Source organism: Oerskovia paurometabola (assembly GCF_016907365.1).
In the GTDB taxonomy this organism is placed as follows: domain Bacteria; phylum Actinomycetota; class Actinomycetes; order Actinomycetales; family Cellulomonadaceae; genus Oerskovia; species Oerskovia paurometabola.
The window spans coordinates 252,653-278,389 of record NZ_JAFBBV010000001.1; the positions used below are offsets into that span (position 1 = coordinate 252,653).

Sequence of the window (25,737 nt, forward strand, 5' to 3'; positions counted from 1 at the left end):
CATGTGGCTCACCTCCTTCCAGCCTGCAGGTGAACCGGCCACCATAGCCAAGACCCACAGGAAGTCCAGTCCGGCGTCGGGACGCGCCGAGGAACCGCGACCGGAGGTGACGAGAAGGGGTGGTGGACGCAGAGCTAGGCGTCCGCGAGGGCCACGCCTGCGCGGTCGAGCATGGTCAGCTGCTCCGCGTCCAGCCGGAGCGCCGCTGCAGCCAGGCACTCGTCGAGCTGCTCGATCCTGCTGACGCCCAGCACGGGGACCACCGGCTGTTCCCGCTCGAGCATCCACGCCAGCACCACCTGCACCGCCGACACCCCGTGCTCGGACGCCACCTGGTCCACCGCGCGCAGCCGTGCCTCGGAGTCGGCGCTCCGATAGGCGGACGGTATCCGGTCCCGGCGGGCGTAGGCGCCGGACAGCAGGGGCGAGTAGCCCAGCGCGGTGCAGCCCGGCCGGTCTCCGAGATAGCCCAACAGCTCGGGGTCGGCGACCTGCTGCACCCCGAAGTCGGTGCCGGGAGCCGGCCGCAGGTAGGTGAAGCGCTGCTGCACCGCCGAGTAGCCCGGCACCCCGAGGTCGCCGGCGATCCGGTGCGCCGCGCTCAGGGTCTGCAGGTCGTGGTTGCTGCAGCCCAGTGCGCCGACCCGACCCTCGTCCACCAGCTCGGCCAGGGCGGCGACCGTCTCGTCGAGAGGGGTCACGGGATCCATCACGTGCGCGTACAGGAGGTCGACCCGCTCCGTGCCGAGCCTGCGCAGGCTGCCCTCGATCGCGGTCCGGATCGCCGGGCGCGACAGCCCCTCCATGTCGGCGGGGAACCCGCCGCGTCGTGCAGGATCGCTGCGCGCACCGATCTTGGTCGCCACCACCATCTCGTCGCGAGCCCCGGGCCGGTCCCGGAACCACTCGGCCAGGAACGACTCGCTCTCGTCGCCCGTGGCCCCCTCCTCCCACTGGACGTAGTTGTTCGCCGTGTCCAGGTGCCGGCCGCCGGCCTCCCTGAACCGGTCCAGCAGCGCGTACGAGGTCGCGCGGTCCACCAGGGAGCCGAAAGGCAGTGCTCCGAGCACGAACGGGGCAGGGCTGTGCGGGTCGAACATCGCGTCACTTCCTCAGGAAAGGAGACATCGTCGGTGGGGGCCGCGCCGCACACCCTACTGGCCGGGCGGCGGCCAGGATCCTCCCACGGACGGGGCGCGCTTCCGGGCGCTCGCGGGCGAGTCCCGGCGTAGCGTGACGGCATGACGGACGGCCCCGCGGGCGGCGCGACCCCCGCTCACCTCCTGCGTCACGCGTGGAACGACCTGTGGCGCACGGTCCGGCGGGCGGACCTCGCGGTCGTCTACTGCTCCGTGGTGCTGCTCGTCGCCGTCGTCCTGTGGTTCCTGCCCGAGGGCACGCGGGACCAGGTCTACGAGGACACGAGCACCAACCTCGCGAACCTGCGCGACCGCCCGATCTCGGTGCTGCTCGCGAGCGCGTTCGTCATCTCCTCGCCGAGCGAGGTGCTCCTGGTGCTCCAGCTCCTCGTGGTCCTGGCCTACGCGCAGCGATTCGTCGGGCGTCTCGCGTCGCTCGCGGTCGGGTTCATGGGTCACGTCGGCGCGACCGTGTTCACCGCCATGGTCCTGACGACCGGGATCTTCCACGGCTTCGTGAACCCGAGCGTGGCGACCGTCGACGACGTCGGGGTCAGCTACGTCATGGCGACCGTCATGGGGTTCCTGACCGTCGTCGTGCCCAGACGCTGGCGCTGGTGGTGGGTCGCGTTCGTCGTCGTCTACTGGGTGGGGCCGGGCTTCGTCGCACGGAACTTCACCGCGGTCGGGCACACGACCGCGCTCGTCGTCGGGCTCACGGTCGCGTTCGTCGCGGGCCGGACCCGGCAGGCGGCGGGCTGGTCCGGGGACGTCCCGGGACGGCGGTGACCGGGCTGCTCGACCGGTCGTGAGACCCGGGCGCGCACCCTGCACGGGTGCGGCCCGGGACGTCCCCGAGAGGGATCAGGCCCTGCGCCTGGCGGACGGTGCTCCGGGCGTGAGCCCGGCGACGAGGTTGAACGCCCCGGTGAGGACGTTGAGCGCGACGACGCCGACGACGTCGGCTATCTCGCGGTCGCTGAAGCCGTGGCGCCGGAGGCCGTCGACCTGCTCGTCGGTGATCGACGTCGGCTCGCGGTACACCTGGACACCGAAGGCGACGATCGCGGCCAGTGCGGGGTCGGCGGACCACCCGTCGTGGGCCAGCGCGATCTCGTCCTCGCCGGCTCCGAGGGCACGAGCAGCCCCGACGTGCGACGCGAGGCACAGGGCGCAGCCCTGCTGCGCCTGCACGGCGATCGAGACGAGCTCGCTGGTCCTGCGGTCGAGCTTGGCACGCCTCATGGCGCGGCTGAGCTGCAGGTATCCCCCGAGCACGGCGGGGGAGTGCGCCATCGTCGAGACCATGTCGCCCACGCTGCCGTGGCGGTCCACGAGCTCGGCGAGCAGGTCCTTCGAGGCGCCCACGGCGGTCTCCGGGGTCAGGCGGGAAAGTCGGGGCACAGCGTTCTCCTTGACGTAGGAACGGGGGCGGAGCCGGGCCGGGTCCGTCGGGCACTCCTGCCCGGCGGACCCGGCCCCGTCGCCGAGGAGCTGTCAGCCGGCGTCCGACGCGGCCCGGCCGTCCGACGGGACCCGGCTGCTGCGGCGAGCCAGCGCTACCGCGTCCGAGGGGATGACCAGCGTCGGGCGGGTGGCGTGGTGCAGGACGCTGGCCGAGGTGCTGCCGAGCAGGGTCGCCCTGAGGCCGCGCCGGCCGCGGGAGCCGAGCACGATCAGGTCGACGTCGAGCTCCTCGGCGGCCTCGACGATGGCCTCGGCAGCCGTGGCCATCGTCGAGGACACGTGGGGCTCGGCGACCAGCCCGAGGTCTCGGGCGACCTGTGCGCCGTCGGAGGCGATCCGCTCCGACACGTCGAGGGCTGCGGCGTCGAGACCTTGGAGCTGCTCGAGCGCCGGGTGGCCCTCGAGATGGGCCGCGAAGCCCTCCATGGGCTGGCGGGCGTAGAGCAGCACCGCGGTGGCGCCGGGGAAGAGCTCGGCGACGGTCTGCATCGCGCTGTGCGCGTTGGGCGACCCGTCGTAGGCGATGAGCAGGCGGGGGGTGGGCATGGTGTTTCCCTTCGGGTGGTGGTGAGGGGCCTGGTCGGACCGGGTTGCGTGCGGCTAGCGGCCGATCGACGCGTCCGTCGCGGCGGCGGGGACCCGGGGCCTCGACATCGCGACGGCGGTCACGATCGCTCCGACCAGGGCGAGGATCCCCGCCCCGACGAACGCGGCCGAGTAGCCCTGCGTGAGCTCGACCCGCGAGGGGCCGGTGCCGGACACGACGTAGACGATGGCCGTGAGCGCCGCGAGCCCGAGCGCGGACCCGATCTGGTAGCTCGTGCTCACGAGACCCGACGCCACGCCCGTCTCGGCCGCCGGTGCGGCGTTGATGGCCGTGCCGAGCGAGGGGACGAACGCGAGGGACATGCCGAGCGCGGCCAGGAGCGAGGCGGGCAGGACGTCGACGGCGTAGCTGCCGTCAGGGCGGACGAACGAGAGCCAGACGAGCCCGGCCGCGAGCAGCAGGAGGCCCGACACGATGAGGGACTTCGCGCCGAACCTCTCCTGGAGCCGGGGAGCCAGGGCGAGCATGACGAGGACGACGAGCCCGGTCATCGGCAGGAGCGCGGCGCCGGCGGCGAAGGCGCTCGCCCCGAGGACCTGCTGCAGGTACAGGTTCAGGAAGAACCACATCGAGACCCACGCGGCACCGAGCAGGAGCTGGGCACCGTTCGCGGCGCCGAGCAGCGGCGCGCGCAGCAGACCGAGGCGGAGCAGAGGGTTGCGGCTGCGTGCCTGGATGACGAAGAAGAGCACGAGCAGGACGACGCCGGCGGACAGGGCGCCGAGGGTGGGCAGCGTGAGCCAACCGACCTCCGGGGCGTTGACGACCGCGTAGACGACGGCCGCGAGCCCGGCCGTCACGGTGAGTGCACCCGCGACGTCGATCGACCCCGACGCCTTCTTCTCGGTGCGCGGGAGCGTCGACGAGGTGAATGCGAGCACGAGGAGCGCGATCGGGACGGTGACGTAGAAGACCCAGGGCCAGCTCGCGTACTCGGTGAGGACTCCGCCGAGGAAGACTCCCGCGCTGCCTCCGACGGGTGCGGCCGCGCCGTAGACGGCGAAGGCCTTCGGCAGGTCGCGCGTGCCGCCGAAGAGCATCATCAGCAGGGTCAGTGCGGCGGGCGCGATCATCGCCGATCCCGCCCCTTGGATCGCACGGCCGGCGATCTCGAGCCCGATGGTGCTCGCGGCTCCCGCGAGGACCGACCCGACGATCAGCACGAGCCAGCCGAGCACGAAGATCTTGCGTGCACCGAAGACGTCGGCGAGGCGACCTCCCAGCAGGAGCAGGCCGCCGAAGGCGACCACGTAGGCGTTGAACACCCAGGACAGGGACTCGGGCGTGAAGCCGAGGTCGCGCTGAATGTCGGGCAGGGCGACGCCGATGATCGACGTGTCCATGATGACGACGAACTGCGCCGTGGCGATGAGCGCGAGGCCGAGCCACCGCTTCGCCGGCGACAGTGGTGGATGGGTAGACATGAGATCTCCTCCTGAGGGACGGCCGGCAGGCCCGGCGTCGGCAAAAGGTATACCCATGGGGGGTATGGGTGTCAACACTCCCCGATGTCGTTGGCGCGCCGTGGGGCGTGCTGCGGACTAGTACCCCGTAGGGGTATTCGCCGTCACGCCTGGCCGACACTCCGCGCGCTTCGCCCGACCCCTCGCCCCGACCGGGGACCCGTGCTTGCGGGATACCCCCTCGGGGTATATGTTCGAGAGAGAGATACCCGGTAGGGGTATCCGATCTCACGAGAGGAAGGCTCCGCCATGGCCACGAACGAGTACCAGGTGACGGGCATGACGTGCGGGCACTGCGAGCTGTCGATCCGCGAGGAGGTCGGACAGGTCGCCGGGGTCGAGGACATCCAGGTCAGCGCGCAGACGGGACGGCTCGTGGTGACGGGCCCCGTCGACGACGCGCAGGTCCTGGCCGCCGTCGAGGAGGCCGGCTACTCGGCGGTGCGGTCCGCATGAGGACGGGCGCACGACTGACCCTCTACGGCCTCGGGCTCGTGGTGGCCTTCGGGGGTGCGTACGGCGTCGCCGGGGCCGTCGTGCCCGAGAGCGCCGTCGTCGGCTGGACCGAAGGGAGCGAGATGAACGAGCACGGGGAAGAGCACGGTGCGGCGAGCACCGGAGCGGCGGGCGGTGCCGCGAGCGGGGTGAAGGGACTCGCGCTCGACGTCGACGGATACGCGCTGTCGACCGTCGACGCGCCCGCCGGGGTCGGCGATCCCGGGGAGCTGAGGTTCCAGGTCCAGGACCACGCAGGCACCCCGGTGACGGAGTACACGACCGCGCACGAGAAGGACCTGCACCTGATCGTCGTCCGGTCGGACGGCAGCCAGTTCCGGCACGTCCACCCCGTCCTGGACGAGGCATCGGGCACCTGGTCGACGCCGTGGGAGTGGGCGGCGGCCGGCAGCTATCGCGTCTTCGCCGACTTCACGCCGACGGGCGCGGACGAGTCCGCCCGCACGGTGACCCGCACGGTCCAGGTGGCCGGGGACCTCGTGCCCGTCGAGCAGCAGCCGACCCGGACCGCCCAGGTCGGCGGCTACACCGTGACCGTCGACGGCGAGCTGGTGGCAGGCACCTCGAGCGACCTCACCTTCACGGTCACCCGCGACGGCGAGCTCGTCACGGTCCTGGAGCCGTACCTGGGAGCGTTCGGCCACCTCGTCGCCCTGCGAGACGGCGACCTCGCCTACCTGCACGTCCACGCCGAGGGCGCGGACCCGGAGGCCGGGCAGACGACCGGGCCGGACATCGCCTTCGCCGCCGAGGCCCCGACCGCGGGCCGCTACCTGCTGTACCTGGACTTCCAGGTCGACGGCCAGGTCCACACCGCCGAGCTCGTGCTCGACGCCGCTCCTGGCGCCGACCCCACGGACCCCGAGGGCGGATCGCACCCGGAGGGGCACTGACCGAGAGGTCGGGCCCTTTCCCACCAGCCGAGAGAAGGAACTGCACATGAGCACATCAGCGCCTCCGGGCGTGATCACAGGCGTCGAGCTGGAGATCGGCGGCATGACCTGCGCCTCCTGCGCCATGCGGATCGAGAAGAAGCTGAACAAGCTCGACGGCGTGGTCGCGACCGTGAACTACGCGACCGAGAAGGCCAAGGTGACGGTCCCGGACGGGTACGACCCGGCGCTGCTGATCGCCGAGGTCGAGAAGACCGGGTACACCGCCGCGCTGCCCGTGCCCCGGGGCGCGAAGAAGGACGGTGCGTCCTCCGGCGGGGGAGAGGGCGAGGACCCCGAGCTGACCTCGCTGCGCAACCGGCTGGTCGGCGCGATCGTGCTGACCGTGCCGGTCATCGCGATGGCCATGGTCCCGGCGTGGCAGTTCACCTACTGGCAGTGGGCCTCGCTCGCGCTGGCCGCTCCCGTGATCGTGTGGGCGGCGTGGCCGTTCCACAAGGCGGCGTGGGCGAACCTCAAGCACGGCACCGCGACGATGGACACGCTCATCTCGATGGGCACGTCCGCGGCGTTCCTGTGGTCGCTGTACGCGCTGTTCCTCGGTACGGCGGGCACCCCGGGCATGACGCACCCGTTCGAGCTCGCGCTGGCGCCCTCCGACGGCGCGGCGAACATCTACCTCGAGGTGGGTGCCGGGGTCACGATGTTCATCCTTGCCGGCCGGTACTTCGAGAAGCGCTCCAAGAAGCAGGCCGGTGCGGCGCTGCGCGCGCTGCTCGAGCTCGGCGCGAAGGAGGTCTCTGTCCTGCGCGGAGCCGTCGAGACGAAGATCCCCGTCGAGGACCTGCAGGTCGGTGACGAGTTCGTCGTCCGCCCGGGCGAGAAGATCGCCACCGACGGCGTGGTGGTCACGGGCACGTCCGCCGTCGACGAGTCCATGCTCACGGGGGAGTCCGTGCCGGTCGAGGTCTCCGCAGGAGACACCGTCACGGGCGCCACGACGAACGCGGGCGGGCGGCTCGTGGTCCGTGCGACCCGGATCGGGTCGGACACGCAGCTCGCGCAGATGGCCAGGCTCGTCGAGGACGCCCAGACCGGCAAGGCCGAGGTACAGCGCCTGGCCGACAGGATCTCGGGCGTGTTCGTGCCGATCGTGATCGTGATCGCGGCCGCCGCCCTCGGGGGCTGGCTGGGTGCAGGGTTCCCCGTGAGCGCGGCCTTCACCGCGGCGGTCGCGGTCCTCGTGATCGCCTGCCCCTGCGCGCTCGGGCTGGCTACCCCGACGGCGCTCCTGGTCGGCACCGGGCGCGGCGCGCAGATGGGCGTGCTCATCAAGGGCCCGGAGGTGCTCGAGTCCACCCGCAAGATCGACACCGTCGTGCTGGACAAGACCGGCACGGTCACGACCGGCAAGATGACGCTGGTCGACGTGGTCGTCGAGCCCGGCACGGACCGCACCGAGCTGCTCCGCCTGGCCGGCGCGCTCGAGGACGCCTCCGAGCACCCGATCGCGCAGGCGATCGCCAAGGGTGCGACGCAGGAGGTCGGCACGCTCCTCGCTCCCGAGGACTTCGCGAACATCGAGGGCAAGGGCGTGCAGGGCGTCGTCGACGGCCACGCCGTCCTGGTGGGCCGCGAGTCGTTGCTCGCCGAGTGGTCCCAGGAGCTGAGCCCGGCGCTCGCGGCCACCAAGGCGCGCGCCGAGGGCGAGGGCAAGACGGTCGTCGCCGTGGGCTGGGACGGTCGGGCGCGAGGCGTCCTCGTCGTGGCCGACACGGTCAAGCCGACGAGCGCCGAGGCGATCGCCCAGCTCAAGTCGATCGGCCTGACCCCTGTGCTCCTCACCGGTGACAACGAGGCCGTGGCCCGGCAGATCGCCGCGGAGGTGGGCATCGACGAGGTCATCGCCGAGGTCCTCCCCCAGGACAAGGTCGACGTCGTCACCCGTCTGCAGGGCGAGGGAAAGGTCGTCGCGATGATCGGCGACGGCGTCAACGACGCCCCGGCCCTCGCCCAGGCGGACCTGGGTCTCGCCATGGGCACCGGTGCCGACGTCGCGATCGAGGCGTCCGACATCACCCTGGTGCGCGGTGACCTGCGCAGCGCGGTGGACGCCATCCGTCTGTCCCGCAAGACGCTCGGAACGATCAAGACCAACCTGTTCTGGGCCTTCGCCTACAACGTCGCGGCCATCCCCGTCGCGGCGCTCGGCATGCTCAACCCCATGCTCGCAGGGGCCGCGATGGCGCTGTCGAGCGTCTTCGTCGTGGGCAACAGCCTGCGCCTGCGCGGGTTCCGGAGCGTCGCCAGGTCGTGACCTCCCCGAACCCACACCACCACCCACAGGAAGCACGAAGGGAACCACTCACGATGGCGAACGAATCTCAGGCCGGCTGTTGCAGCACCGGTGCGTCCACCCCCGCGGGAGCGGGTGACGGCACCGAGAACCTGCTCGGGGCCGCGAGCGACGACATGACCACCTGCCCGGTCATGGTCGGCAGCCCCGTCAGCAAGAAGGCGGCCGAGGCGACCGGCCTGTACCGGGACCACGAGGGCGAGCGGTACTACTTCTGCTGCGCCGGATGCGGTCCGGCCTTCGACTCGGACCCCGCGAAGTACGCCGCGAACATGGCGTAGCGACGTGGACACGGGGTCCGCGGCCCGCCCTCAGGCGCCGCGGACCCCGCTCGTCGCGCTCGCCACCGGACACTCGCACCTCGCCGCTCGTCCGACGACGCACGCCCCCGCATGCGTGGAGCCCTCACCCGAACCTGGAGAACGCACCCCATGACCGCACCCCACGCCGTGATCCTCGGGGCAGGCTCGGCCGGTACGGCCGCCGCCCGAACCCTCGCCGGTCAGGGCGACGTCCGGACGACCGTCGTCGGACGGACCGACGAGATCCCGTACTCGCGGATGCTCGTCAAGAACGTCGCCTACGGCCAGGCCGCCCCCGAGCTGACCCGGTTGCCCACGCCGCACGGCGAGCTCGTCACCGACACCGCCGAGCGCGTCGACCCCGCGACCCACGAGGTCCACCTGGCCTCGGGGACCACGATCACCTACGACGTGCTCCTCGTCGCGACCGGGAGCCGGCCGCGAGGCCTCGACCCCGACGTCGCGGGCGTGGAGCGCGCCGTCCGGGAGCGGCGCCTGCTCACCCTGCACTCGCTCGACGACGCCGTTCGTGTCCGGGAGGCGATCGCGGCCCACGGGGAGCCCGCGCGCGTCGCGATCTACGGCGGCGGGCTGATCGCGTCCGAGACCGCCTCGACGCTCTGGTCGCAGGGGCACCGGGTCAGCCTCGTCGCCCGCAGCCGGGTCCCTGGGGTGGCCGCCTTCGGGCGGCCGGTCGCCGAGCGCGTCGCCGCCGACCACGCGTCCCGGGTGACCACGTACTTCGGTCACACCGTTCGTCGCGTCCTCACGACGCCGAGGTCGACGGTCGTGACCCTCGACGACGGGACCGACCTCGAGGTCGACCTCCTCGTGGTCGCGCTCGGCACGACCCCCGTCGCACCCTCCCCGTGGCGTGACGGGGTCGCGGTCGACGACCGGCTCCGTGTGTCCGGTCCCGGGGCCGTGTACGCGGCCGGCGGTGTCGCCGTGCATCACGACGACCATCTCGGGACGTGGCGCATCGACCACTGGGAGGACAGCGCCGCGCAGGGGGTGCACGCCGTGCGGACCGCGCTGCACGACCTCGACCGTGGCGAGGACCCGGGACCGTACCGGCCCCGCAGCACGTACCTGGCCATGATCCACGGGCGCATGATCTCGGGGGTCGGGTACACGGGGCGTCCGGGGACGCCCGTCGCGCAGAGCGACGAGCTCGTGGTCCTGCACGACCAGGACGGCACGGTCGTCGGGGTCAGCGGAATCGAAGCCGTGGGCGAGATCTACGGGTGGGGCAGCCGCCTCCACGAGGCGCGCGCCTAGATGCAGTCCTTCACCACCGGGGCACGGCGCCGGGGCTCTCGTCTGGCGATCGTCGCGACGTTCCTGCTCATGGTCGCGGCGAGCGCGCCCTCTCCCTTCTACCCGGAGCTGACCGACCGGCTCGGGCTCGTCCCGGTCGCGACGACGTCGGTCTTCGCCGTCTACGCGTTCACGATGCTCGGTGCGCTTCTCGTCGCAGGTGGTGTCTCCGACGTGGTGGGACGCCGTCCCGTCGTCACCGCGGGCTCCCTGGTGCTCGTCGCCAGCCTCGTGCTGTTCCGGGAGGCGGACAGCCTGGCCGCGCTCCTCCTGGCCAGGTCGCTCCAGGGTGCCGCGGCCGGTCTGCTGCTCCCGGCGTTGTCCGCCATGGTGGTCGACCTCGTCTCTCCGCGGCGTCCGGGGGCAGCGGCGCTGTGGAACACGGTCGCGCCCATGACCGGGCTGGGGACGGGGGCGCTCGCGGCGGCGCTCGCGCTCGACCACGCGAGCGAGCCCGCCGACGTCGTGTTCGGCGCGCTCGCCGTGAGCTTCCTCGGTGTCGCCGTCCTCGTCTGGTCGACCCCGGACGTCGTGCGAGTCCCCGCCGGACGGGCGCGGCGGGCCGTCCCGCGGCTCGCCGTGCCCCCGCACGTGCGTCGGCGGCTGGCGGTGGCGACCCCCGCGATCATCGCGAGCTGGGCGACGAACGGGCTCTTCCTCGCGCTCGGGTCGTCGGTCGTCGCGAGCGAGCTCGGTGCGACGACGCACGTCCGGCAGAGCATCAGCATCTGCGTGTTCGCGCTCTCGGGGATCGTGGCGTCCGTCGCGCTCCGGCGACGGTCGGCCCGGGTCGTCAGCGTCTTCGGCACGTCCGCCCTCGGTGCGGGCACCGCGCTCAGCGCGTCGGCGCTCGCCGTGCATTCCTTTCCGGTCTACGTCGTCGGCGCCGTCATTCTCGGCGCGGGATTCGGCACGGCATTCATGGGAGTTCTGCGGACATTGATGCCCCGGGTCGCGCCGAGCGAGAGGGCGGCGGTCATGGCCGTCATGTACACCATCTCCTATCTTGCCTTCGGGGTGCCGTCGATCATTGCCGGGCTTCTTGTCCCGCTCGTCTCGCTCGCGGGGGCGATGACCGTGCTCGCCACCGTGATCGTCGGGTTGTGCCTGGTCGCGACAGTGGCGCGCCTGCGCGTCCGGGACGACCGGGACGACGGCCGGATTCGGCTTCTCGGTCGGAGGCGCAGAAATGCGCCGGTCGTGCGCCCTGAGGAAAAGAGGTGATTGATGCCGGCTGATATTGTGTCAAAGGCCCGAGCGTTGGTCGCCACCGATCTCGACATCCTCGCACCGCCGGAACGTAAGGAATGCACGATGGAAAACTCTCACGAGCCCTCGACGCAGCATCACGGGTACATGAGCGACAAGGAGAACTACCTCAAGCGCATGGGCCGTATCGAGGGCCAGGCCCGCGGAATCTCCAAGATGATCGACGACGAGAAGTACTGCATCGACATCCTGACGCAGATCAGCGCCCTCACGAGCGCCCTGGAGGTCGTCGCCCTGGCGCTGCTCGACGACCACCTCAAGCACTGCGTCGTCGACGCGGCCAAGATGGGTGAGGACGCCGGGGCGCTCAAGATCAAGGAAGCGAGCGACGCGATCGCCCGGCTGGTCCGCTCCTGACCGGTTCCCGACCTCCTGGCCACGCTCCGGCGTCGGGCGGGCCTGCGCTGCGGGACGCGACGAGGCGTCCGGAACGACGAAAGGCCCGCCTCCTCGTGACGAGGAGGCGGGCCTCCGCCCTGGTCACCGCGGCCGGACGGGGCGCGACGGACGCGCGGTGACGGCCTGGGTGAGCTGTGCGATCAGGCGGTGCGACCGTTGCGGCCGCGGACCGCGCCGTAGATGCCCAGCACGATGACGGAGCCCACGATCGCGAGCAGCCACGTCTGGATCGAGAAGAACTCCTCGAGGGGAGCCGAGAACAGGACGCTCCCGAGCCAGCCACCGAGCAGCGCGCCGAGGATCCCGAGGAGGATCGTCATCAGGATCGACCCGGTCTGCTTGCCCGGGAGGATGGCGCGAGCGATGAGTCCGGCGAGCAGTCCCAGAACGATGAATGCGAGGAAACCCATGTCATTCTCCTTTTGTCCCGTATGTGCCTTATTGGCCGGTGAGTCCCTACCTTGACACCGGCTCCGGCCGCTCGCACGCCGAAAGGCCCCGAACGTCGGACACGTCACTTTTCGCGGCCTTCCGCTTGCGAGAGCCACCGAGCGGTGGCATCGCGCGCTCACGCGCCCGGCCGTACCGTGGAGGAATGGCTGAGGACCGAGGCATCCGGCAGTACATCGGCGACCTGGTGGCGGAGGAGCGCAGGCTGCGTGCCGAGCTCGCCGACGGGGAGATCGCGGCGTCGGAGGAGCACACGCGCCTGCGCGCGATCGAGACCGAGCTCGACCAGTGCTGGGACCTGCTGCGCCAGCGCGACGCCGCCCGCGAGTTCGGCAGCGATCCGGATGCCGCGTCGATCCGGGATGCCGGTACGGTGGAGCACTACCTGGACTGACGGCCTGACGCCTCGCGTGCGTGCCGTCGTCGGGCAGACCTCTCCCGCGGCCCGCGGGAACCACGCGTGACCCCACGACACGACCAGTACGGAGCGAAGAGCATGAGCAGCCAGACGACGCAGCGCAACGAGGCCACCGAGCGAGCCGGGGCCGTCGCCCGCTTCCTCGTGGCGATGGTCCTGTTCGTGGGCGGGATGGTCGCCTTCGGGTGGGCCTTCACGGTCGAGTCCAACCACGCGCTGATCTTCTCCGCCGGTCTCCTCATGGTCACCCTCGGCTGCTTCATCCCGATGGCGGGCCGCGACCGCTGACGACGCCCGGCCGCACGGCCGGCGCACGACGAGAGGGGCCCCGCACCGCACGGTGCGGGGCCCCTCTCGTCATCGGTGGCTTGCGGCCGTCAGGCGATGCGGGGGAGCTGTGCGAGCGCCGCCACGACCTCGATCGCGTCGGCCTTGCCGAGCAGGACCTTCTGCGCCATGAACGCCTTCGTGGCCACGCTCTCCTCGGGCAGGCTCGAGCCCGCGAAGACCTCCATGAGGGCGCGCGCGTCGGCCTCGGGCAGGCGGAAGCTCACGACCTGCGTGAGGTTGCGCAGGATCGCGGTGCGGTCGGTCTCCGAGAACCCGAAGCGCAGCGTGAGGGAGCCCTGCTCGATCCGCGTGTACGCGTACGTGACGTCCGCGAAGGGACGCGCCGGACCGTCGCCGATGCGCAGCGTCCGGGCCGCGAGGTCGACCGCGACGGGCTTGGCCTCGCGCACCCAGTAGACGAGGAACGGCAGGATGATCGCGAGCACCGCGACGAGCGCGATGACGAGGAACAGCACGAAGCTCTCCTCGTCGCCGAACCGCAGGAACGCGATGACCGTGAGCAGCACCGCGGCCAGGAACGGGGAGACGGCGGCGGTCAGGCGCATCTTCTTGCGCCCGTCCACCCAGAGCGGCAGGTCGGTCGTGGTCGGAGCGGGTGCTGCGGCGTGCATGGTTCCCCCATCGGGACGGTTGTCTCGCCCCATGGTGGAGCGACGACGTGCGCGCCGATGCTACTGGTAGATCTTCGTCGGGGGAACGGGGAGAACTACCCCGGGGGGCGGCGGACCTGAGCCCACCGCCCCCGGGGTGTCTCGCGCATCAGCCGAGCTGGGCGCGCACCGCGTTCGTCGCGGCGACGAGGTTCTCGAGCGAGGCCACGGTCTCCTCGTAGCGACGCGTCTTGAGGCCGCAGTCAGGGTTGACCCACACCAGGCGCGAGTCGATCGACTTCACCGCGAGCTCGAGCAGGTCGGTGACCTCCTCGGTCGACGGGACGCGCGGCGAGTGGATGTCGTACACGCCCGGGCCGATCCCGCGCCCGTAGCCGGCCTCGGCGAGCTCGGGCACGATCTCCATGCGCGAGCGCGCGGCCTCGACCGAGGTCACGTCGGCGTCGAGGCCGTCGATCGCGCCGATCACCTCGCCGAACTCCGAGTAGCACAGGTGCGTGTGGATCTGCGTCTCGGCCTCGACGCCCGCGGTCGCGAGGCGGAACGAGCTCACCGACCAGTCGAGGTACGCGGCCTGGTCGGCCTTGCGCAGCGGCAGGAGCTCGCGCAGCGCGGGCTCGTCGACCTGGATGATCCCGATCCCGGCCGCCTCGAGGTCCGCGATCTCGTCGCGCAGGGCCAGGCCCACCTGGTTCGCGGTGTCGCCGAGCGGCTGGTCGTCGCGCACGAACGACCACGCGAGGATCGTGACCGGACCGGTCAGCATGCCCTTGACCGGCTTCTCGGTGAGCGAGGCCGTGAACGTCGACCAGTCGACCGTGATCGGCGCCGGACGCGTGACGTCGCCCCACAGGACCGGCGGGCGCACGCAGCGCGAGCCGTAGGACTGGACCCAGCCGTTCGCCGTGACCGCGAACCCGTCGAGGTTCTCCGCGAAGTACTGGACCATGTCGTTGCGCTCGGGCTCGCCGTGCACCAGGACGTCCAGGCCGATCTGCTCCTGGAGCTCGACGACGCGACGGATCTCGTCCTGCATCGCGGCCGTGTAGTCCGCGTCGGACAGCTCGCCCTTGACGTTGAGCGCACGCGCCCGGCGGATCTCCGGGGTCTGCGGGAACGACCCGATCGTCGTGGTCGGCAGCAGCGGGAGGTTCAGCTTGGCCTGCTGGGCGGCTGCGCGCTCGGCGTAGTCGCCGCGCGAGAAGTCGCCCTCGGTCAGGGCTGCGGCGCGCTCGCGCACCGCAGGCACGACGACGCCGCTCGCCACCGCGCGCGAGGCCACCGCGGCGCGGGCCGCCTCGATCTGCTCGGCGACCGCGTCACGACCCTCGGTCAGCGCCCGGGCGAGGATCGCGACCTCGCCGACCTTCTGGTCCGCGAACGCGAGCCAGTCACGCAGGCGGGCGTCGATCGAGCCGTTCGTCCAGTTCTCGTCCTCGACGTCGTGCGGGACGTGCAGGAGCGAGGTCGACGTGCCGACCGTGACGGCGCCGGCGCCCAGGCCGGACAGGTCGTCGACGAGCGCGAGCTTCGCCGCGAGGTCGGCGCGCCAGATGTTGTGGCCGTCGATCACGCCCGCGACGAGGGTCTTGTCCGCGAGGCCCGCGATGGGGCTCGCCGGGACCGCTCCCTTGACGAGGTCGAGGGAGATCGCCTCGACGTCGGTCGCGGCCAGGAGCGCGAGGCCGTCGTGCTCACCCTGGAGCCCGCCGAACGGCGCGCCCACGAGGATCGCGGGGCGCTCGGTGCCCACCGCGAGCTCGGTCGCGAGCACGCGGTACGCCTCGGTGACCGCGGCGTGGACCTCGGCGGCCGGCACGTCGATCGAGTCGGACACGAGCGCCGGCTCGTCGAGCTGCACCCACGGTGCACCGGCCGCGGCCAGGGCGCGCAGCAGCTCGACGTACACGGGCAGGACGTCCGCGAGGCGCGAGAGCGGGCTGAAGCCGGGCGCGCTGTCGTCGGCGGCCTTGGACAGCGCGAGGAACGTCACGGGCCCGACGACGACGGGCCGGGTCACGACGCCCGCGTCCTTGGCCTCGACGAACTGGCGCACGACGCGGTCGTCCGCGAAGCGGAACGGCGTGGACTCGCTGACCTCGGGGACCAGGTAGTGGTAGTTCGTGTCGAACCACTTGGTCATCTCGAGCGGGGCGTCCTCGCCGGCGCCGCGCGCGACCGTGAAGTAGCCCGCGAGGTCCAGCGCGCCCTTCTCGTCGGTGAGCGACGCGAAGCGCGACGGGACCGCCCCGAGGAGAGCGACGACGTCGAGCACCTGGTCGTAGTAGGAGAACGAGCCGGGCACGGCGCCCGACGAGGCGTCGAGGCCCAGGTCGACGAGACGCTGGGCGGCCGCGACGCGCAGCGCCGAGGCCGTGGCCTCGAGCTCGTCGGCCGTGGTCCTGCCGGCCCAGAAGGACTCGACGGCCTTCTTGAGCTCGCGGCGCGGGCCGATGCGGGGGTAGCCGAGGACGGAACCGGAGGGGAACGTGGGTGCACTCATGGTGAATACCTCTGAACTGGTCAGACCGAGGAGCTGCCCAGGGCAGGCTCGGCGGAGGGAAGGGGAGTGCCGGAGACCCACGGCCCGCTGGCCAGGTCGGGGGTGCGGGACGAGACGCCGCTGGCGTCCCCCGCTGCCCCACCGCCGAGGTCGACTCCCTCGAGCAGGTCTAGAGCGGCTTGGTGCTTGTTGAAGGTGTAGATGTGGAGGCCGGGCGCGCCGGCCGCGAGGACCTGGCGCGCGAGCTCGACCGAGTGCCGGATGCCCAGCGCGTGGCGCGCGTCCGGGTCCGGCTCCGCCTCGAGGGCCTCGACGACGCGGCGCGGCGCGGGGACGCCCGTGAGCTCCTCGACACGCGCGAGGCGGGCCGGGTCCGTCATGGGCAGGAGGCCCGCGAGGATCGGGATGGTCACGCCCGCGGCGCGCGCCTCGGCCACGAAGTCGATGTAGGAGGACGCCTCGTAGAAGAGCTGCGTGATCGCGAAGTCCGCTCCGGCCTGCTGCTTCTGCCAGAGGCGGCGCACCTCCTGGGTGCGGCTCGTGCCCGCGGCGAGGTTGCCGTCGGGGAACGTCGCGACCGCGATGGTCAGGGGGCGGGCCGCGCCGCGCAGCGCGACGCTCGGGCTCGCGGCGCAGCGTGCGGCCTCGACCTCGCGCAGCAGGGCCACGAGCTCGGTGCTCGACCGCACGCCGTCCTCGGCGGGGCGCCAGTCGGGCTGGTCGCGCGGAGGGTCCCCGCGCAGGGCGAGGAAGCTGCGCACGCCCGCGTCGAGGAAGTCCGTGATGACGTCCTCGACGTCCTCGCGCGAGGCGCCCACGCAGGTCAGGTGCGCGATGGGCAGCACGGGCGTGCCGTGCAGGAGCTGGCTGATGACGCGGCGCGAGGTCTCGCGGTCCGTGCCGGCCGCGCCGTAGGTGACCGACACGAAGTCGGGCGAGGTCGCGACGAGGCGGCGGGCCGTCTCCCAGAACTTGGGCGCGGCGTCGGGGCGGCGCGGGGGCATGAGCTCGAACGACACCGTGGGCCGCGGTGCCTCGTGCCCGAAGTGCCCCAGGTCGACGATGCTCATCGGGCGGCCGTCAGGAGGGTCGTGCTGGTGGTGGCCAGGGCGGCCGGACGGCTGGCGCGGGGGACCCCGGTGCGGTGCAGGGGTGCGCGGAAAGATGCCTCGGTCATGAATCGCTCCATCGAACCTGGCTGTAGCACCCGTACCCGCGAGAGGCTTCCGTTGGGGGGTTGCTGCGGTGTCAACGAGCCAGGACTCTCGACCGCTCTGGATGGTGTTGACGATCGTAGGGGGAATCCATGATCTGAGCCAATATCTGCTCGAAGCGTGAGACGGAGGGGTCCGGAGTGGTTCCTCGGCCCCGCTCCGGCGTCCGTCCACGCGGTCGCAGATCCCTTCGTCGGTCCCTGCGGTCGCCCTTCCAACGTACGCCTGTCGGCGCCCGCCCGGACCGCCGGGCGATCCTCCCCGACGTCGCCGCTATGCTCCGGGCGTGCCTCGCCGACGCAGCCAGCAGCAGGTCTCGTTCGTGCTCGACGACTCGTCCGAGGGTGTCGACCCGGGCTCGGGCGTCCCGGAGCCGACTCGTCGGGAGCGGACGCGACGCCCCCTCACCCGTACGGCACGACGGCGTCGCGCCGCCCGTCTGGTCGGCCTCGCCGTCGGTCTCGGAACGCTCGGGGTGGCGGCCGCGGTCGTCGTGACGCGCGACGGGGCGGCCCAGGACGACGCGCTCCAGACGCTCCGCTCGTCCGAGGACAGGATCTTCGACCTCACCTACGCGCCGCATGCCGAGTGGAGCGTCGACCGCGACGAGGGCGAGCCGTTCACCGTGGGGGACCTGCTGGTGATCCCGGGGCGCTCCGGGACCGTCGGGTACGACCTCGGGTCGGGCGACGAGCGCTGGCGGCTGGACGACCTGACCCGGCAGGTCTGCGCCGCCGACCAGGTGCGCGTCGAGGGAACGGCGGAGGTGTCGGCCTTCGTGTGCCTGGGCCAGGGGAAGGAGGCCACCGCGGCCCGACTCGTGAGCGTCGACGGTGCGGTGGTGGCCGAGGTAGAGATGGACCCACGCCGGGGCGAGGCGGTCGCCGGTCCCGGCGGGACGGTGCTCCAGGCCGCCAGAGACGAGACGGGGGTCGTGGTCCGGTCCGTCGACGTCCGGACGGGCACGGCGGCGTGGGAGCGACGGCTGACCGTGAGGGAGGACGCGCAGGACCCCCTGTGCGCGACGGAAGGTGATGCCGTCCGTGCGGTCTACCGGTCGGGGACGGTGGCGGTCCACGGATGTGGCGTCCTGTCCTACCTGACGCCTGGGGGGCAGGTCGTCGACGAACCACCGGGGATGGTGCAGGTCATCGCCCTGGGCAACGGGTCCTACCTCCGCTCGTCGGGGACGGCCGTCGCGGGACCTGTCGAAGCCGTCTCGGCCGACGGCACGGTGCTCTGGACGAACGAGGGGCTCGTGCTCGGGGAAGGTGCCCGCGACCTCCTGGCGCCTCACCTCGTCCTGCTCGACCAGGGGGAGGCGCTCCTCGCCGTCCACAGGGACGGCACGACCGCCTGGACCGCACCGGTCGCCGCGCGTCAGGTGCTCGTCCGCGGCGCGGACGTCGTGATGGTGCAGACGGTCGACCGGGAGACGGTCGCCCTGGACGCCACGACGGGTGAGGAACGGTGGCGGCGGGCGGCCGACCCCGCGTCCGGTGCGGTGTCGTACCGCGTGACCGGCACGTTCACCGACGGTTTCTCCGCGCTCCTCGTCGTCCCCACCGCGCCCGGCACGAGCTCGGTCACCGCACTCGACCTGGCGACGGGCGACGTGCGATGGACCCAGGAGCACACCGGGAACCCGTACGAGCTGGCCGCTGGGGGAGGTCGGCTGCTGAGGATCGACGAAGCCCAGGTCACGGCGTTCGGCTGACGGCGTGGGGGAGGGCGACATGGCCACGCCGTACCCGACCCGCGCGCGGCGGCGTCCTTCGCTCCCGTGGTGTCGGCGTTGCCGGGGGCATCACGACCGGTCCGGATCGTAGTCGTCGGCGACCTCTCGGACGGAGGGATCGTCGCTCTGTCGCGCTCGCGCGACGAGCAGCCGGAGGCCTTCCACGTCTCGGAGGTGGAGGAGCAGCTCGGCGAGCCGCTGGACGTCGAGCGAACCTGCCGCTTCGAGGCGGCTCAGGACCTTCTCGCGCACCTGTCGACCGACCGTGTAGCTCCATTCGTCGATGACGCATCGAGCCTTGAGCCCGAAGCCGTCGTCCAAGGTCACCTCGATGAGGTCGTCGAGCAGTCGAGGCACGTCGTCCCCCAGGTTGTCGAGGAAGCCGAGGGCCGCGACCGTGTCCCAGCTGCGCGCGCGCAGTGCTCGGGAGAGCACGCCCGGGCGATCCTGCGCGTGCTGTCTGAACTCGTGGCCCACCCGCGCCAGCTCTCGCGTCGCCGCCACGACGTCCGCCCAGAGCGCGTCGTCGTCCGTGGCTCCCGAGGCGTCGGCGTTCTGCGCTCCCTGCGCCGGGGCGTCGCTGGACGTCGAGGGGGAGGCGGTGCCTTCGGTACTCGTCATGTCGTCTCCGTCCAAGGGGTGCGACGCCGTCGAGATCGTCGTCACGACCGGTCCGGGTCGTAGTCGTCCACGGCCTCCAGGATGTCGGGATCGTCGCTCTGTCGCGCGATCGCGACGAGCGCGCGGAGCCCTTCCTCGTCGGCGAGGTGGTCGAGCAGCTCGGCGAGCCGCCGGACGTCGAAGTCGTCGGCCCCGTCGAGACGGCGCAGGACGCTCTCGCGGACCGCCGGGACGATGACGTCCCGGCGGCGGGCCAGCACGCGCCGGGCGTGGAGCGCCTCGGTGATGATCAACGCCCGGCCGACGACCTCGTCGACCAGGTCCGGTACGTCGTCGGGCCAGGTCTCGAGGAACCCGAGAGTGGTGATGCCGCCCCCTTTCGTCGAGGTCCGCAGCACCTCCCGGGCCCGCTCGACGCGTGAGGCCGCCCGGTGGAAGTACGTCGCCCGAGCGCGGTCCAGGCCGGTGTGGGCAGTGACGACCGCAGCCCAGAGGCCCTCGTCCTCAGGGGTCCACCCGGACCCGCGGTCGGCCTCTCGCCGGTCGGCATCGCCCCGGGTCGCTCCCACGGAGAAGGAGAACAGGGTGGTGATGGTCCGCGCCACGGGGGCGTCCGCCGTCTCGAGCCGCCCGAGGGCGACCTCTCGCATCGACGCAGGGTAGTAGTTCGCACCGAGGCTGATCACGCGTCGTGCCTCGACAGTCCGGGCGCCGTGTGTCGCCAGGTCGACCAGCTCGTCGAACAGGTCGGGCGCGTGGTCGGGGCGTTCGAGGAGGAGCCCCAGCGCGGCGGCCGCCTCGTCCGTCGCGTCTCCGGCGCGCAGCGCGCGCGAGAGCAGCCCGACCCGTGCCCGAGACTGCTCCGCAAAAGCCCTCCGCGCGTCCCACAGCGCCCGGTGCGCGGCGTCGACCTCCGCCCACGGCTCCGCGTCGTCCGGGCCGCTGGGCATGGCGGACGCGGCAGGGCGATCCGGCGCCGGTGACTCCTCGCGGCGAGTCATGTGACCATCGCCTCGGTCAGGGTCTCGTCGATCTCGGGTGCGGAAGTCACCATGGCGGAAGAGTAGCGCCCGTGGTGGGCGAGGCGGACGATCGGGCGCGCCACCGGCGCCGCGGGGCCGAGCCGGTCCAGGCGCGCCGGTCCCCGTGGAACGCCGCAGGGCCCCACCCGTCGTCGTGACGGGTGGGGCCCTGATCGCCGCCTCGGCGGCGTTGTCGGTCCGGCGTCCTCCGTCGCCGGACCGGGACGCCGCTACCGCGCGAAGACCGGCGCCAGCCCCTCCCACGCGGAGGCGCGCACGTACACCGGGATGACGTCGCGCGGCACGTCGCGGGTCACGAGCACCCCGGAACCGTGGGCCTCGCCCTGGGCCGGCTGCCCGGTCCAGGCGTAGACCCACTCGCCCGCCGGGAGGTACGTGGTCCAGGTGGTCGCGCCCTCCTCGGTCACGGGGTGGACGAGCAGGTCGTCGCCGAGCTGGTACTCGTCGGCGTGCTCCCAGACCTTCTCGTCGTGCGCGTGGTCGACGAACAGCCCGCGCATGAGCGGGGCACCTGTCTCGATCGAGTGCCGCGCCTGCTCTGCGAGGTAGGGCACGAGGCGCTCGCGGAGCTGGGCGTAGGCGCGGAACACGTCGACGACCTCGGGGTCGTCGTTGGTCTCGGCCACGTACCAGGGGGTGCGGTCCCGCAGGGGGCGCTGGTGGTGGTTGAACTCCGAGTGGTACTGCATGACCGGGCTGAACGTCGCGGCCGCGACCCCGCGCAGGTAGAGCTCCGAGCCGGGCACGGGCCCGGAGAAGCCGGCGAGGTCCCAACCCCAGTAGACGATGCCGCACGCAGAGGCCGTGATGCCCGCGTTCATGGACCAGCGGAACGCCTCCCACGTGGAGTTCTCGTCCCCGGCCCAGTGCAGGCCGTGGGCCTGCGACCCGGTGAACCCGGCGCGGGAGAACGTCACGGGAGCCTTGCCGTTCGCGCGCAGCAGGTCGCCGAACGCGCGGGCGTAGTGCACGGGGTAGAGGTTGTTGCCCTCGTCGCCCTTGCGGCCGTCGCCGTACTGGAGGTCGTCGCCCCAGGCGTGCTCGCCGCCGTCGGTCTTGAAGCCGTCGACGTCGAGCTCGGCGACGAGGTATTGGCGGCGCGCGGTCCACCACTCGCGGCCCTCGGGGGTCGACAGGTCGGCCATGAGGGACTGCGGGAACCACCAGCCGCGGTTGTGATAGGCGCTGCCGTCGGCCTCGCGGACCGCGTGCCCGGCCGCGACCATGGCCCTGCCCTCGGCGAGGACCTGTGCCTCGTGGGGCACGTCGGGGCCGAGGTCGTGCTCGGTCTTGAGCAGGGGGATCTGCCACAGGACGACCTTGATGCCCCGGGAGTGCAGCTCGTCGATCATGCCCTTCGGGTCCGGCCAGGCGCCGTCGGCCGGGTACGTGAAGTCCGAGGCGGCGTGCGGGGCGCCGTCGGCGTTGGTCTCGTAGCGGGCGTCGCGGAAGATCGTGATGCCCTCCTCGTCGCTCCACGCCTCGATCACGACGACGCTCACGGGGACGTCGAGGTCGCGGTGCGCGTCCATCTGGTCCATGACGAGCTGCTGGGTGTTCCACTCGTTGCCCGACGCCCACAGTCCGAGGACCCACGACGGGAGCTCCTCGGCGCGGCCGACCTCGTCGCCGAACGCCTTGAGGACCTCGGTGGGGCTGCCCTCGTAGACGCCGACGTCGAGCGCGGCGTCGTCGCCCAGCGCGGCCTCGACGACGAGCAGGTCGGGCGAGGACGCGGCGACGTCGTACCAGGTGCGCCGCGACGTGCGGACGTGGAAGCCCCAGCCGGAGCCGCCCACGACGTGCGCGAACGGCATCGGCATGTACGTGCGTCCCGTCGCGCCCTGCGACTTGTACTGCTCGAACACGACGGCGTCGAGGCTCCTGCCGCGCTGGTCGACGGCGTCGAACCGCTCGCCGAACCCGACCACGTGCTCGGACGCGTCGAGGCGGAACGCGAACCGCACGCGCCGGGCGCCGTCCTCGTCGGTCCACCACTCGACCGAGCCGGGGACGACGAGCGGGTGCTCGTCGGCGGGCACGCCGCCCACGGTCACCCCGCGGGCCCCGGCCGGGGCGGTCGAGGTCCACGTCCCCGCGCTGACGTCGAACCACTCGGTGGCGGCGTCGGCCGTCGTGAAGCGGTAGCGGTAGCGGCGGCCCGCCTCGAGGGTCGGGCTCGTGGCGTGCCAGGCGCCGTCGGCCGTGAGCTGGCCCGCCTGGGCCGCGGCGAGGTGCCCGTCGCCGCCCGCGAGCGCGGCCGCGTCCGCGGGGGACACGGACCCGGGCGCGGCGGCGAACGTCGTGACCTGCGAGCCGTCGTCCCACTCGCACGCGACGGCGACGTCGGCGGGGGCGTCCTCGACGACGACGCCGAGGCTCACGGAGGACCCGGCCCCGGGGTGCACGGGCAGGCGCTGGTCGGCCGACGCGGCGTAGGGGTGGCCGATGCCGGCCGGGCGGTGGATCAGGGTGGTCATGGGTGCTGCTCCGTGTTCGGGTCGGTCGTCAGGAGGCCGAGCTCGTCGGCCAGGATCAGGTACATGCCGTGGGACCACAGCAGGGGCCGGGCCACGGGACCCCAGCGCTCGATCCACTCGTCGCGGGAGCCGGGGTGCATCAGGTGGTCGGGGACCTGCTCGGGCATCTGCCCGTCGGGTCCGGCGTGCGAGGCGATCCACCGCAGGTGGCGCCACGCCTCGTCGGTCCGGCCCGCGCGGGCGTGGTTCCAGCCGAGGAGCGCGGACAGCAGCAGCCACTGGCCGCCGCCGTAGAAGACGTCCGCGCGGAAGCGGTGCACGCCGCCGTCGACGTCGAGGTCGCGCGCGACCGCGTCGAGCGTGGCCTCGGCCACCGGCGAACCGGGCTCCACGAGGCCGAACGGCACGACGCACGCGGCGAGCGACGCGTCGACCGCGCCCGAGCCGAACCACTTCGCGAGGTGCTGGCCGTCGGGGTCGCTCGCGCGGCCCGACGTCATGCCGTCCGCCCGGACGAGCGCGCTGATCGCGTCGGCGACCTCGCGGGCCCGGGCCGCGCGGGCGTCGTCGAGCAGCGGGGAGCCGTCGGCGCACCGGGCGCCCGCGACGGCCAGGAGGCCCGCGCGGACCGGGGCCAGCGTCGAGGGGTGGCGTTCCTCGACGTGCTCCTCCCACCAGTCGTAGCAGGGGAGCTGCCACGTCGCGAGCAGGTAGTCGACCGCGATGGCGACGGCCTCGCGGTACGGGTCGAGCGGGCGGCCGTGGCGCTCCGCGTGGGTCACGAGCTGCCACAGCCACATGCCGTAGCCGTCGGTCTGGAAGTCCCACCAGGGGTCCTGGCCGTCGGCGCCGTCGAGCAGGAAGCGCGTGGGGAGCATGTCGGTCAGGGGGAGCTGCTCGCCGTGGTCGGCCCGCGCGAGCAGGTCGGCGACGTGCTCGCCGCGCGAGGTCAGGACGCCTGCTGCCCACCGGTGGAACCGGTCGACGGACTCGACGGCGCCGTAGCGGGACATCCCCTCGGCGACGAACGACCCGTCGCGGAACCAGGCGTAGCCCTGGTAGGCGCTGAACGTGGGCGAGGCCGGGTAGGCGCCGCCGCCGTCCTGGTGCTGTGCGATCACCTCCGCAGAGGTGCGCGCCAGGTCACGCAGGCGGTCGAGGTCTTGTGTCGTGGGGAGGGCGAGGCTCATGGAATTCGTCCTGGTGCTAGGGGTGGACGTCCGGCGTGGGGCGGGTCGTGGTGCGTGGTCGCGTGGTCCGGGACCACGCACCACGACCGGCCGGACGGGTGCTGTGCGAGCGGGCTCAGCCGAGGAGCTGGTCGACGCGCGCGGCGGCGTCGGTGAGGGCCTGCTCGACGGTCTTGCGGCCTGCGGCCGCGTTGGACAGCTCCTCGTTGATCGCGTCCTGCATCTCCTGCTGCGCGGCGAGCACGGGCGGGAGGGCGACGGTGTCGAGCGCGTCGATCACGGCCTGACGGTTCGCGGGCGGCGTCTGCTCGAGGTACGGGGCGAGGGCCTCCTCGTCGGCGACGGGCGGGAGCTCCCACGAGCTCGCGAGCCGGGTGTCGACCGCGGTGGGCGAGACCGTGAGGAACTCTGCGAAGTCCTGCGCGGCCTCCTTCTCCTTCGACGCGGCCGTCACGGCCACCCCGTTGGTGAACAGGGCCGAGGCCTTCGTGGCGTCACCCGGCTCGACGACGATGTCCCAGTCGAGTCCCTCGACCTGGGACAGGGCGTCGAACATCCAGATGCCCGAGTGCCACATGCCGAGCTTGCCGGCCGAGAAGAGGTCCTTGTCGAAGTCGGGGGTGCTCGACCCGTCGGCCTCGGTGGGCATGACCGTCCCTGGCTTGGTGACGAGCCAGGTGGCCGCCTTGACGCCCTCGGGGCTGTCGAAAGCCGACGCCGAGCCGTCCTCGGTGAAGAACTGGCCCCCCGCCTGGTCCAGCACCTTGTAGAACTCGTGGAACGTCACGGGCTGGAAGTCGCCGTACACGCCTGCGGCGGTGTCGGTCAGCGCGGTCGCCGCGGCCTGCTCCTCCGCCCATGTCCAGTCGGCCGTGGGGTGCTCGAGCCCGGCGGCGTCGAAGAGCGCCTTGTTGTAGTAGAGGACGACGTTGGAGTACGACGACGGGAGCCCGTACTGGGCGCCGTCGTGCGTGAAGGACTCCAGGAGCGTGTCCTTGTAGGGGGCGGCGTCCACGTCCTCGAGCGGGGCCAGGGCACCGGACTCGGCGTAGGACACGAAGTTCTCGTAGTTGAGGTCCACGACGTCCGCGACGGTCTTCCCGGCGAACGCGGTCTGCAGCTTGGTGAAGTAGTCCGCGTACGGGATCGTCTCGACCTGGACGTCGACGTCCGGGTTCTCCTTCTCGTAGGCCGCGACGATGGTGTCGAGGTCCTTCTCGTGCCCGTCGTTCGAGGTGAAGTTCATGTAGCGGACGACCGTCTTGCCGTCCGCGCCCGTGGTCGTGGTCGCCGAACCCTGGGCACAGCCCGCGAGCACGGTGACGCCGACGAGCGCGAGCGGGACGAGCGCAGCGGTGCGCCCGTTGAAGCGTGAGGTCATGAGACC

Annotated in this window: 24 protein-coding genes and 1 riboswitch; of the genes, 11 read left to right on the forward strand and 13 right to left on the reverse strand. The window is 72.4% G+C overall.

The window, feature by feature from the left end; translation table 11 throughout:
* Nucleotides 1-134: 134 nt before the first annotated feature.
* Nucleotides 135-1,100 carry an aldo/keto reductase gene (locus JOD48_RS01135; RefSeq protein ID WP_204806823.1) on the reverse strand — a complete coding sequence of 322 codons (966 nt, stop codon included), beginning with the start codon at nucleotides 1,098-1,100 and terminating at the stop codon, nucleotides 135-137.
* Nucleotides 1,101-1,241: 141 nt separating this feature from the next.
* Between JOD48_RS01135 and JOD48_RS01140 the strand changes: the two genes are divergently transcribed.
* Nucleotides 1,242-1,928 (forward strand): rhomboid-like protein, encoded by a 687-nt coding sequence (locus tag JOD48_RS01140; protein ID WP_204806825.1) that lies wholly within the window; start codon nucleotides 1,242-1,244, stop codon nucleotides 1,926-1,928.
* A 75-nt stretch (nucleotides 1,929-2,003) separates the two neighbouring features.
* Here the strand turns inward: JOD48_RS01140 and JOD48_RS01145 are convergent, their stop codons facing one another.
* From JOD48_RS01145 to JOD48_RS01155, 3 genes are all read right to left on the reverse strand, one after another.
* Entirely contained in the window at nucleotides 2,004-2,543 is a 540-nt protein-coding gene (locus JOD48_RS01145) for a carboxymuconolactone decarboxylase family protein (RefSeq protein ID WP_307823908.1), read from the reverse strand.
* Between the two features lie 93 nt (nucleotides 2,544-2,636).
* The gene (locus tag JOD48_RS01150) at nucleotides 2,637-3,152 is read right to left on the reverse strand and encodes a universal stress protein (protein ID WP_204806827.1); all 516 of its coding nucleotides are present in this window, start codon (nucleotides 3,150-3,152) and stop codon (nucleotides 2,637-2,639) included.
* A 54-nt stretch (nucleotides 3,153-3,206) separates the two neighbouring features.
* Nucleotides 3,207-4,637, reverse strand: a complete 1,431-nt coding sequence (locus JOD48_RS01155) for an MFS transporter (RefSeq protein WP_204806830.1) — start codon at nucleotides 4,635-4,637, stop codon at nucleotides 3,207-3,209.
* 288 nt (nucleotides 4,638-4,925) lie between these two features.
* Between JOD48_RS01155 and JOD48_RS01160 the strand changes: the two genes are divergently transcribed.
* From JOD48_RS01160 to JOD48_RS01190, 7 genes are all read left to right on the forward strand, one after another.
* Nucleotides 4,926-5,132 (forward strand): heavy-metal-associated domain-containing protein, encoded by a 207-nt coding sequence (locus JOD48_RS01160; protein ID WP_030153329.1) that lies wholly within the window; start codon nucleotides 4,926-4,928, stop codon nucleotides 5,130-5,132.
* Nucleotides 5,129-6,085 (forward strand): DUF8832 domain-containing protein, encoded by a 957-nt coding sequence (locus JOD48_RS01165; protein ID WP_204806832.1) that lies wholly within the window; start codon nucleotides 5,129-5,131, stop codon nucleotides 6,083-6,085. The genes JOD48_RS01160 and JOD48_RS01165 overlap by 4 nt, the downstream gene beginning before the upstream one ends.
* Nucleotides 6,086-6,131: 46 nt before the next feature.
* Complete coding sequence (locus tag JOD48_RS01170) at nucleotides 6,132-8,402, forward strand: heavy metal translocating P-type ATPase (RefSeq protein ID WP_191790764.1); 2,271 nt, start codon at nucleotides 6,132-6,134, stop codon at nucleotides 8,400-8,402.
* A 53-nt stretch (nucleotides 8,403-8,455) separates the two neighbouring features.
* A complete protein-coding gene (locus JOD48_RS01175) occupies nucleotides 8,456-8,722 on the forward strand; it encodes a YHS domain-containing protein (protein WP_204806834.1) in 267 nt (88 codons plus the stop codon).
* 150 nt (nucleotides 8,723-8,872) lie between these two features.
* Nucleotides 8,873-10,024, forward strand: a complete 1,152-nt coding sequence (locus JOD48_RS01180) for an FAD-dependent oxidoreductase (protein ID WP_204806837.1) — start codon at nucleotides 8,873-8,875, stop codon at nucleotides 10,022-10,024.
* The gene (locus JOD48_RS01185) at nucleotides 10,025-11,287 is read left to right on the forward strand and encodes an MFS transporter (RefSeq protein WP_204806839.1); all 1,263 of its coding nucleotides are present in this window, start codon (nucleotides 10,025-10,027) and stop codon (nucleotides 11,285-11,287) included. It abuts the gene before it with no gap.
* A gap of 90 nt (nucleotides 11,288-11,377) precedes the next feature.
* The gene (locus JOD48_RS01190) at nucleotides 11,378-11,689 is read left to right on the forward strand and encodes a metal-sensitive transcriptional regulator (protein ID WP_275581428.1); all 312 of its coding nucleotides are present in this window, start codon (nucleotides 11,378-11,380) and stop codon (nucleotides 11,687-11,689) included.
* Nucleotides 11,690-11,871: 182 nt separating this feature from the next.
* On the opposite strand, the gene JOD48_RS01195 is transcribed toward JOD48_RS01190, so the two are convergent.
* On the reverse strand, nucleotides 11,872-12,141 hold the full coding sequence (locus JOD48_RS01195; protein WP_191792283.1) for a GlsB/YeaQ/YmgE family stress response membrane protein: 270 nt from the start codon (nucleotides 12,139-12,141) through the stop codon (nucleotides 11,872-11,874).
* Nucleotides 12,142-12,326: 185 nt separating this feature from the next.
* Between JOD48_RS01195 and JOD48_RS01200 the strand changes: the two genes are divergently transcribed.
* Entirely contained in the window at nucleotides 12,327-12,575 is a 249-nt protein-coding gene (locus tag JOD48_RS01200; protein WP_204806840.1) for a DUF2630 family protein, read from the forward strand.
* Nucleotides 12,576-12,677: 102 nt separating this feature from the next.
* A complete protein-coding gene (locus JOD48_RS01205) occupies nucleotides 12,678-12,887 on the forward strand; it encodes a hypothetical protein (RefSeq protein ID WP_191792285.1) in 210 nt (69 codons plus the stop codon).
* 89 nt (nucleotides 12,888-12,976) lie between these two features.
* On the opposite strand, the gene JOD48_RS01210 is transcribed toward JOD48_RS01205, so the two are convergent.
* The 3 genes from JOD48_RS01210 to JOD48_RS01220 all read right to left on the reverse strand — a co-directional run bounded on the left by JOD48_RS01210 (nucleotide 12,977) and on the right by JOD48_RS01220 (nucleotide 17,134).
* Nucleotides 12,977-13,561, reverse strand: coding sequence for a hypothetical protein (locus tag JOD48_RS01210; RefSeq protein WP_191792286.1), 585 nt, complete (start codon nucleotides 13,559-13,561; stop codon nucleotides 12,977-12,979).
* A 148-nt stretch (nucleotides 13,562-13,709) separates the two neighbouring features.
* Nucleotides 13,710-16,064, reverse strand: coding sequence for a 5-methyltetrahydropteroyltriglutamate--homocysteine S-methyltransferase (metE, locus tag JOD48_RS01215; protein WP_204806842.1), 2,355 nt, complete (start codon nucleotides 16,062-16,064; stop codon nucleotides 13,710-13,712).
* A 20-nt stretch (nucleotides 16,065-16,084) separates the two neighbouring features.
* Nucleotides 16,085-17,134, reverse strand: a complete 1,050-nt coding sequence (locus JOD48_RS01220; RefSeq protein WP_191792288.1) for a methylenetetrahydrofolate reductase — start codon at nucleotides 17,132-17,134, stop codon at nucleotides 16,085-16,087.
* 112 nt (nucleotides 17,135-17,246) lie between these two features.
* Nucleotides 17,247-17,349, reverse strand: a riboswitch (SAM riboswitch).
* A gap of 215 nt (nucleotides 17,350-17,564) precedes the next feature.
* Here JOD48_RS01220 and JOD48_RS20020 point away from each other — a divergent pair.
* On the forward strand, nucleotides 17,565-18,995 hold the full coding sequence (locus tag JOD48_RS20020; RefSeq protein ID WP_204806844.1) for an outer membrane protein assembly factor BamB family protein: 1,431 nt from the start codon (nucleotides 17,565-17,567) through the stop codon (nucleotides 18,993-18,995).
* Between the two features lie 90 nt (nucleotides 18,996-19,085).
* On the opposite strand, the gene JOD48_RS01230 is transcribed toward JOD48_RS20020, so the two are convergent.
* The 5 genes from JOD48_RS01230 to JOD48_RS01250 form a co-directional block, all read right to left on the reverse strand.
* Entirely contained in the window at nucleotides 19,086-19,637 is a 552-nt protein-coding gene (locus JOD48_RS01230; protein WP_191792290.1) for a hypothetical protein, read from the reverse strand.
* A 41-nt stretch (nucleotides 19,638-19,678) separates the two neighbouring features.
* Entirely contained in the window at nucleotides 19,679-20,638 is a 960-nt protein-coding gene (locus JOD48_RS01235) for a hypothetical protein (protein ID WP_204806846.1), read from the reverse strand.
* A gap of 251 nt (nucleotides 20,639-20,889) precedes the next feature.
* A complete protein-coding gene (locus JOD48_RS01240; protein ID WP_204806849.1) occupies nucleotides 20,890-23,160 on the reverse strand; it encodes a glycoside hydrolase family 31 protein in 2,271 nt (756 codons plus the stop codon).
* Nucleotides 23,157-24,350, reverse strand: coding sequence for a glycoside hydrolase family 15 protein (locus tag JOD48_RS01245; RefSeq protein ID WP_204806851.1), 1,194 nt, complete (start codon nucleotides 24,348-24,350; stop codon nucleotides 23,157-23,159). The genes JOD48_RS01240 and JOD48_RS01245 overlap by 4 nt, the downstream gene beginning before the upstream one ends.
* Nucleotides 24,351-24,465: 115 nt before the next feature.
* Nucleotides 24,466-25,731, reverse strand: coding sequence for an ABC transporter substrate-binding protein (locus JOD48_RS01250; RefSeq protein WP_204806854.1), 1,266 nt, complete (start codon nucleotides 25,729-25,731; stop codon nucleotides 24,466-24,468).
* Nucleotides 25,732-25,737: the final 6 nt, after the last annotated feature.

What these genes read in the sequence shown, in the direction of transcription:
- JOD48_RS01135 (WP_204806823.1), bottom strand. Translation starts at nt 1,100, where the DNA reads ATGTTCGACCCGCACAGCCCTGCCCCGTTCGTGCTCGGAGCACTGCCT.
- JOD48_RS01140 (WP_204806825.1), top strand. Translation starts at nt 1,242, where the DNA reads ATGACGGACGGCCCCGCGGGCGGCGCGACCCCCGCTCACCTCCTGCGT.
- JOD48_RS01150 (WP_204806827.1), bottom strand. Translation starts at nt 3,152, where the DNA reads ATGCCCACCCCCCGCCTGCTCATCGCCTACGACGGGTCGCCCAACGCG.
- JOD48_RS01155 (WP_204806830.1), bottom strand. Translation starts at nt 4,637, where the DNA reads ATGTCTACCCATCCACCACTGTCGCCGGCGAAGCGGTGGCTCGGCCTC.
- JOD48_RS01160 (WP_030153329.1), top strand. Translation starts at nt 4,926, where the DNA reads ATGGCCACGAACGAGTACCAGGTGACGGGCATGACGTGCGGGCACTGC.
- JOD48_RS01165 (WP_204806832.1), top strand. Translation starts at nt 5,129, where the DNA reads ATGAGGACGGGCGCACGACTGACCCTCTACGGCCTCGGGCTCGTGGTG.
- JOD48_RS01170 (WP_191790764.1), top strand. Translation starts at nt 6,132, where the DNA reads ATGAGCACATCAGCGCCTCCGGGCGTGATCACAGGCGTCGAGCTGGAG.
- JOD48_RS01175 (WP_204806834.1), top strand. Translation starts at nt 8,456, where the DNA reads ATGGCGAACGAATCTCAGGCCGGCTGTTGCAGCACCGGTGCGTCCACC.
- JOD48_RS01180 (WP_204806837.1), top strand. Translation starts at nt 8,873, where the DNA reads ATGACCGCACCCCACGCCGTGATCCTCGGGGCAGGCTCGGCCGGTACG.
- JOD48_RS01185 (WP_204806839.1), top strand. Translation starts at nt 10,025, where the DNA reads ATGCAGTCCTTCACCACCGGGGCACGGCGCCGGGGCTCTCGTCTGGCG.
- JOD48_RS01190 (WP_275581428.1), top strand. Translation starts at nt 11,378, where the DNA reads ATGGAAAACTCTCACGAGCCCTCGACGCAGCATCACGGGTACATGAGC.
- JOD48_RS01195 (WP_191792283.1), bottom strand. Translation starts at nt 12,141, where the DNA reads ATGGGTTTCCTCGCATTCATCGTTCTGGGACTGCTCGCCGGACTCATC.
- JOD48_RS01200 (WP_204806840.1), top strand. Translation starts at nt 12,327, where the DNA reads ATGGCTGAGGACCGAGGCATCCGGCAGTACATCGGCGACCTGGTGGCG.
- JOD48_RS01205 (WP_191792285.1), top strand. Translation starts at nt 12,678, where the DNA reads ATGAGCAGCCAGACGACGCAGCGCAACGAGGCCACCGAGCGAGCCGGG.
- JOD48_RS01210 (WP_191792286.1), bottom strand. Translation starts at nt 13,561, where the DNA reads ATGCACGCCGCAGCACCCGCTCCGACCACGACCGACCTGCCGCTCTGG.
- metE (WP_204806842.1), bottom strand. Translation starts at nt 16,064, where the DNA reads ATGAGTGCACCCACGTTCCCCTCCGGTTCCGTCCTCGGCTACCCCCGC.
- JOD48_RS01220 (WP_191792288.1), bottom strand. Translation starts at nt 17,134, where the DNA reads ATGAGCATCGTCGACCTGGGGCACTTCGGGCACGAGGCACCGCGGCCC.
- JOD48_RS01230 (WP_191792290.1), bottom strand. Translation starts at nt 19,637, where the DNA reads ATGACGAGTACCGAAGGCACCGCCTCCCCCTCGACGTCCAGCGACGCC.
- JOD48_RS01235 (WP_204806846.1), bottom strand. Translation starts at nt 20,638, where the DNA reads ATGACTCGCCGCGAGGAGTCACCGGCGCCGGATCGCCCTGCCGCGTCC.
- JOD48_RS01240 (WP_204806849.1), bottom strand. Translation starts at nt 23,160, where the DNA reads ATGACCACCCTGATCCACCGCCCGGCCGGCATCGGCCACCCCTACGCC.
- JOD48_RS01245 (WP_204806851.1), bottom strand. Translation starts at nt 24,350, where the DNA reads ATGAGCCTCGCCCTCCCCACGACACAAGACCTCGACCGCCTGCGTGAC.
- JOD48_RS01250 (WP_204806854.1), bottom strand. Translation starts at nt 25,731, where the DNA reads ATGACCTCACGCTTCAACGGGCGCACCGCTGCGCTCGTCCCGCTCGCG.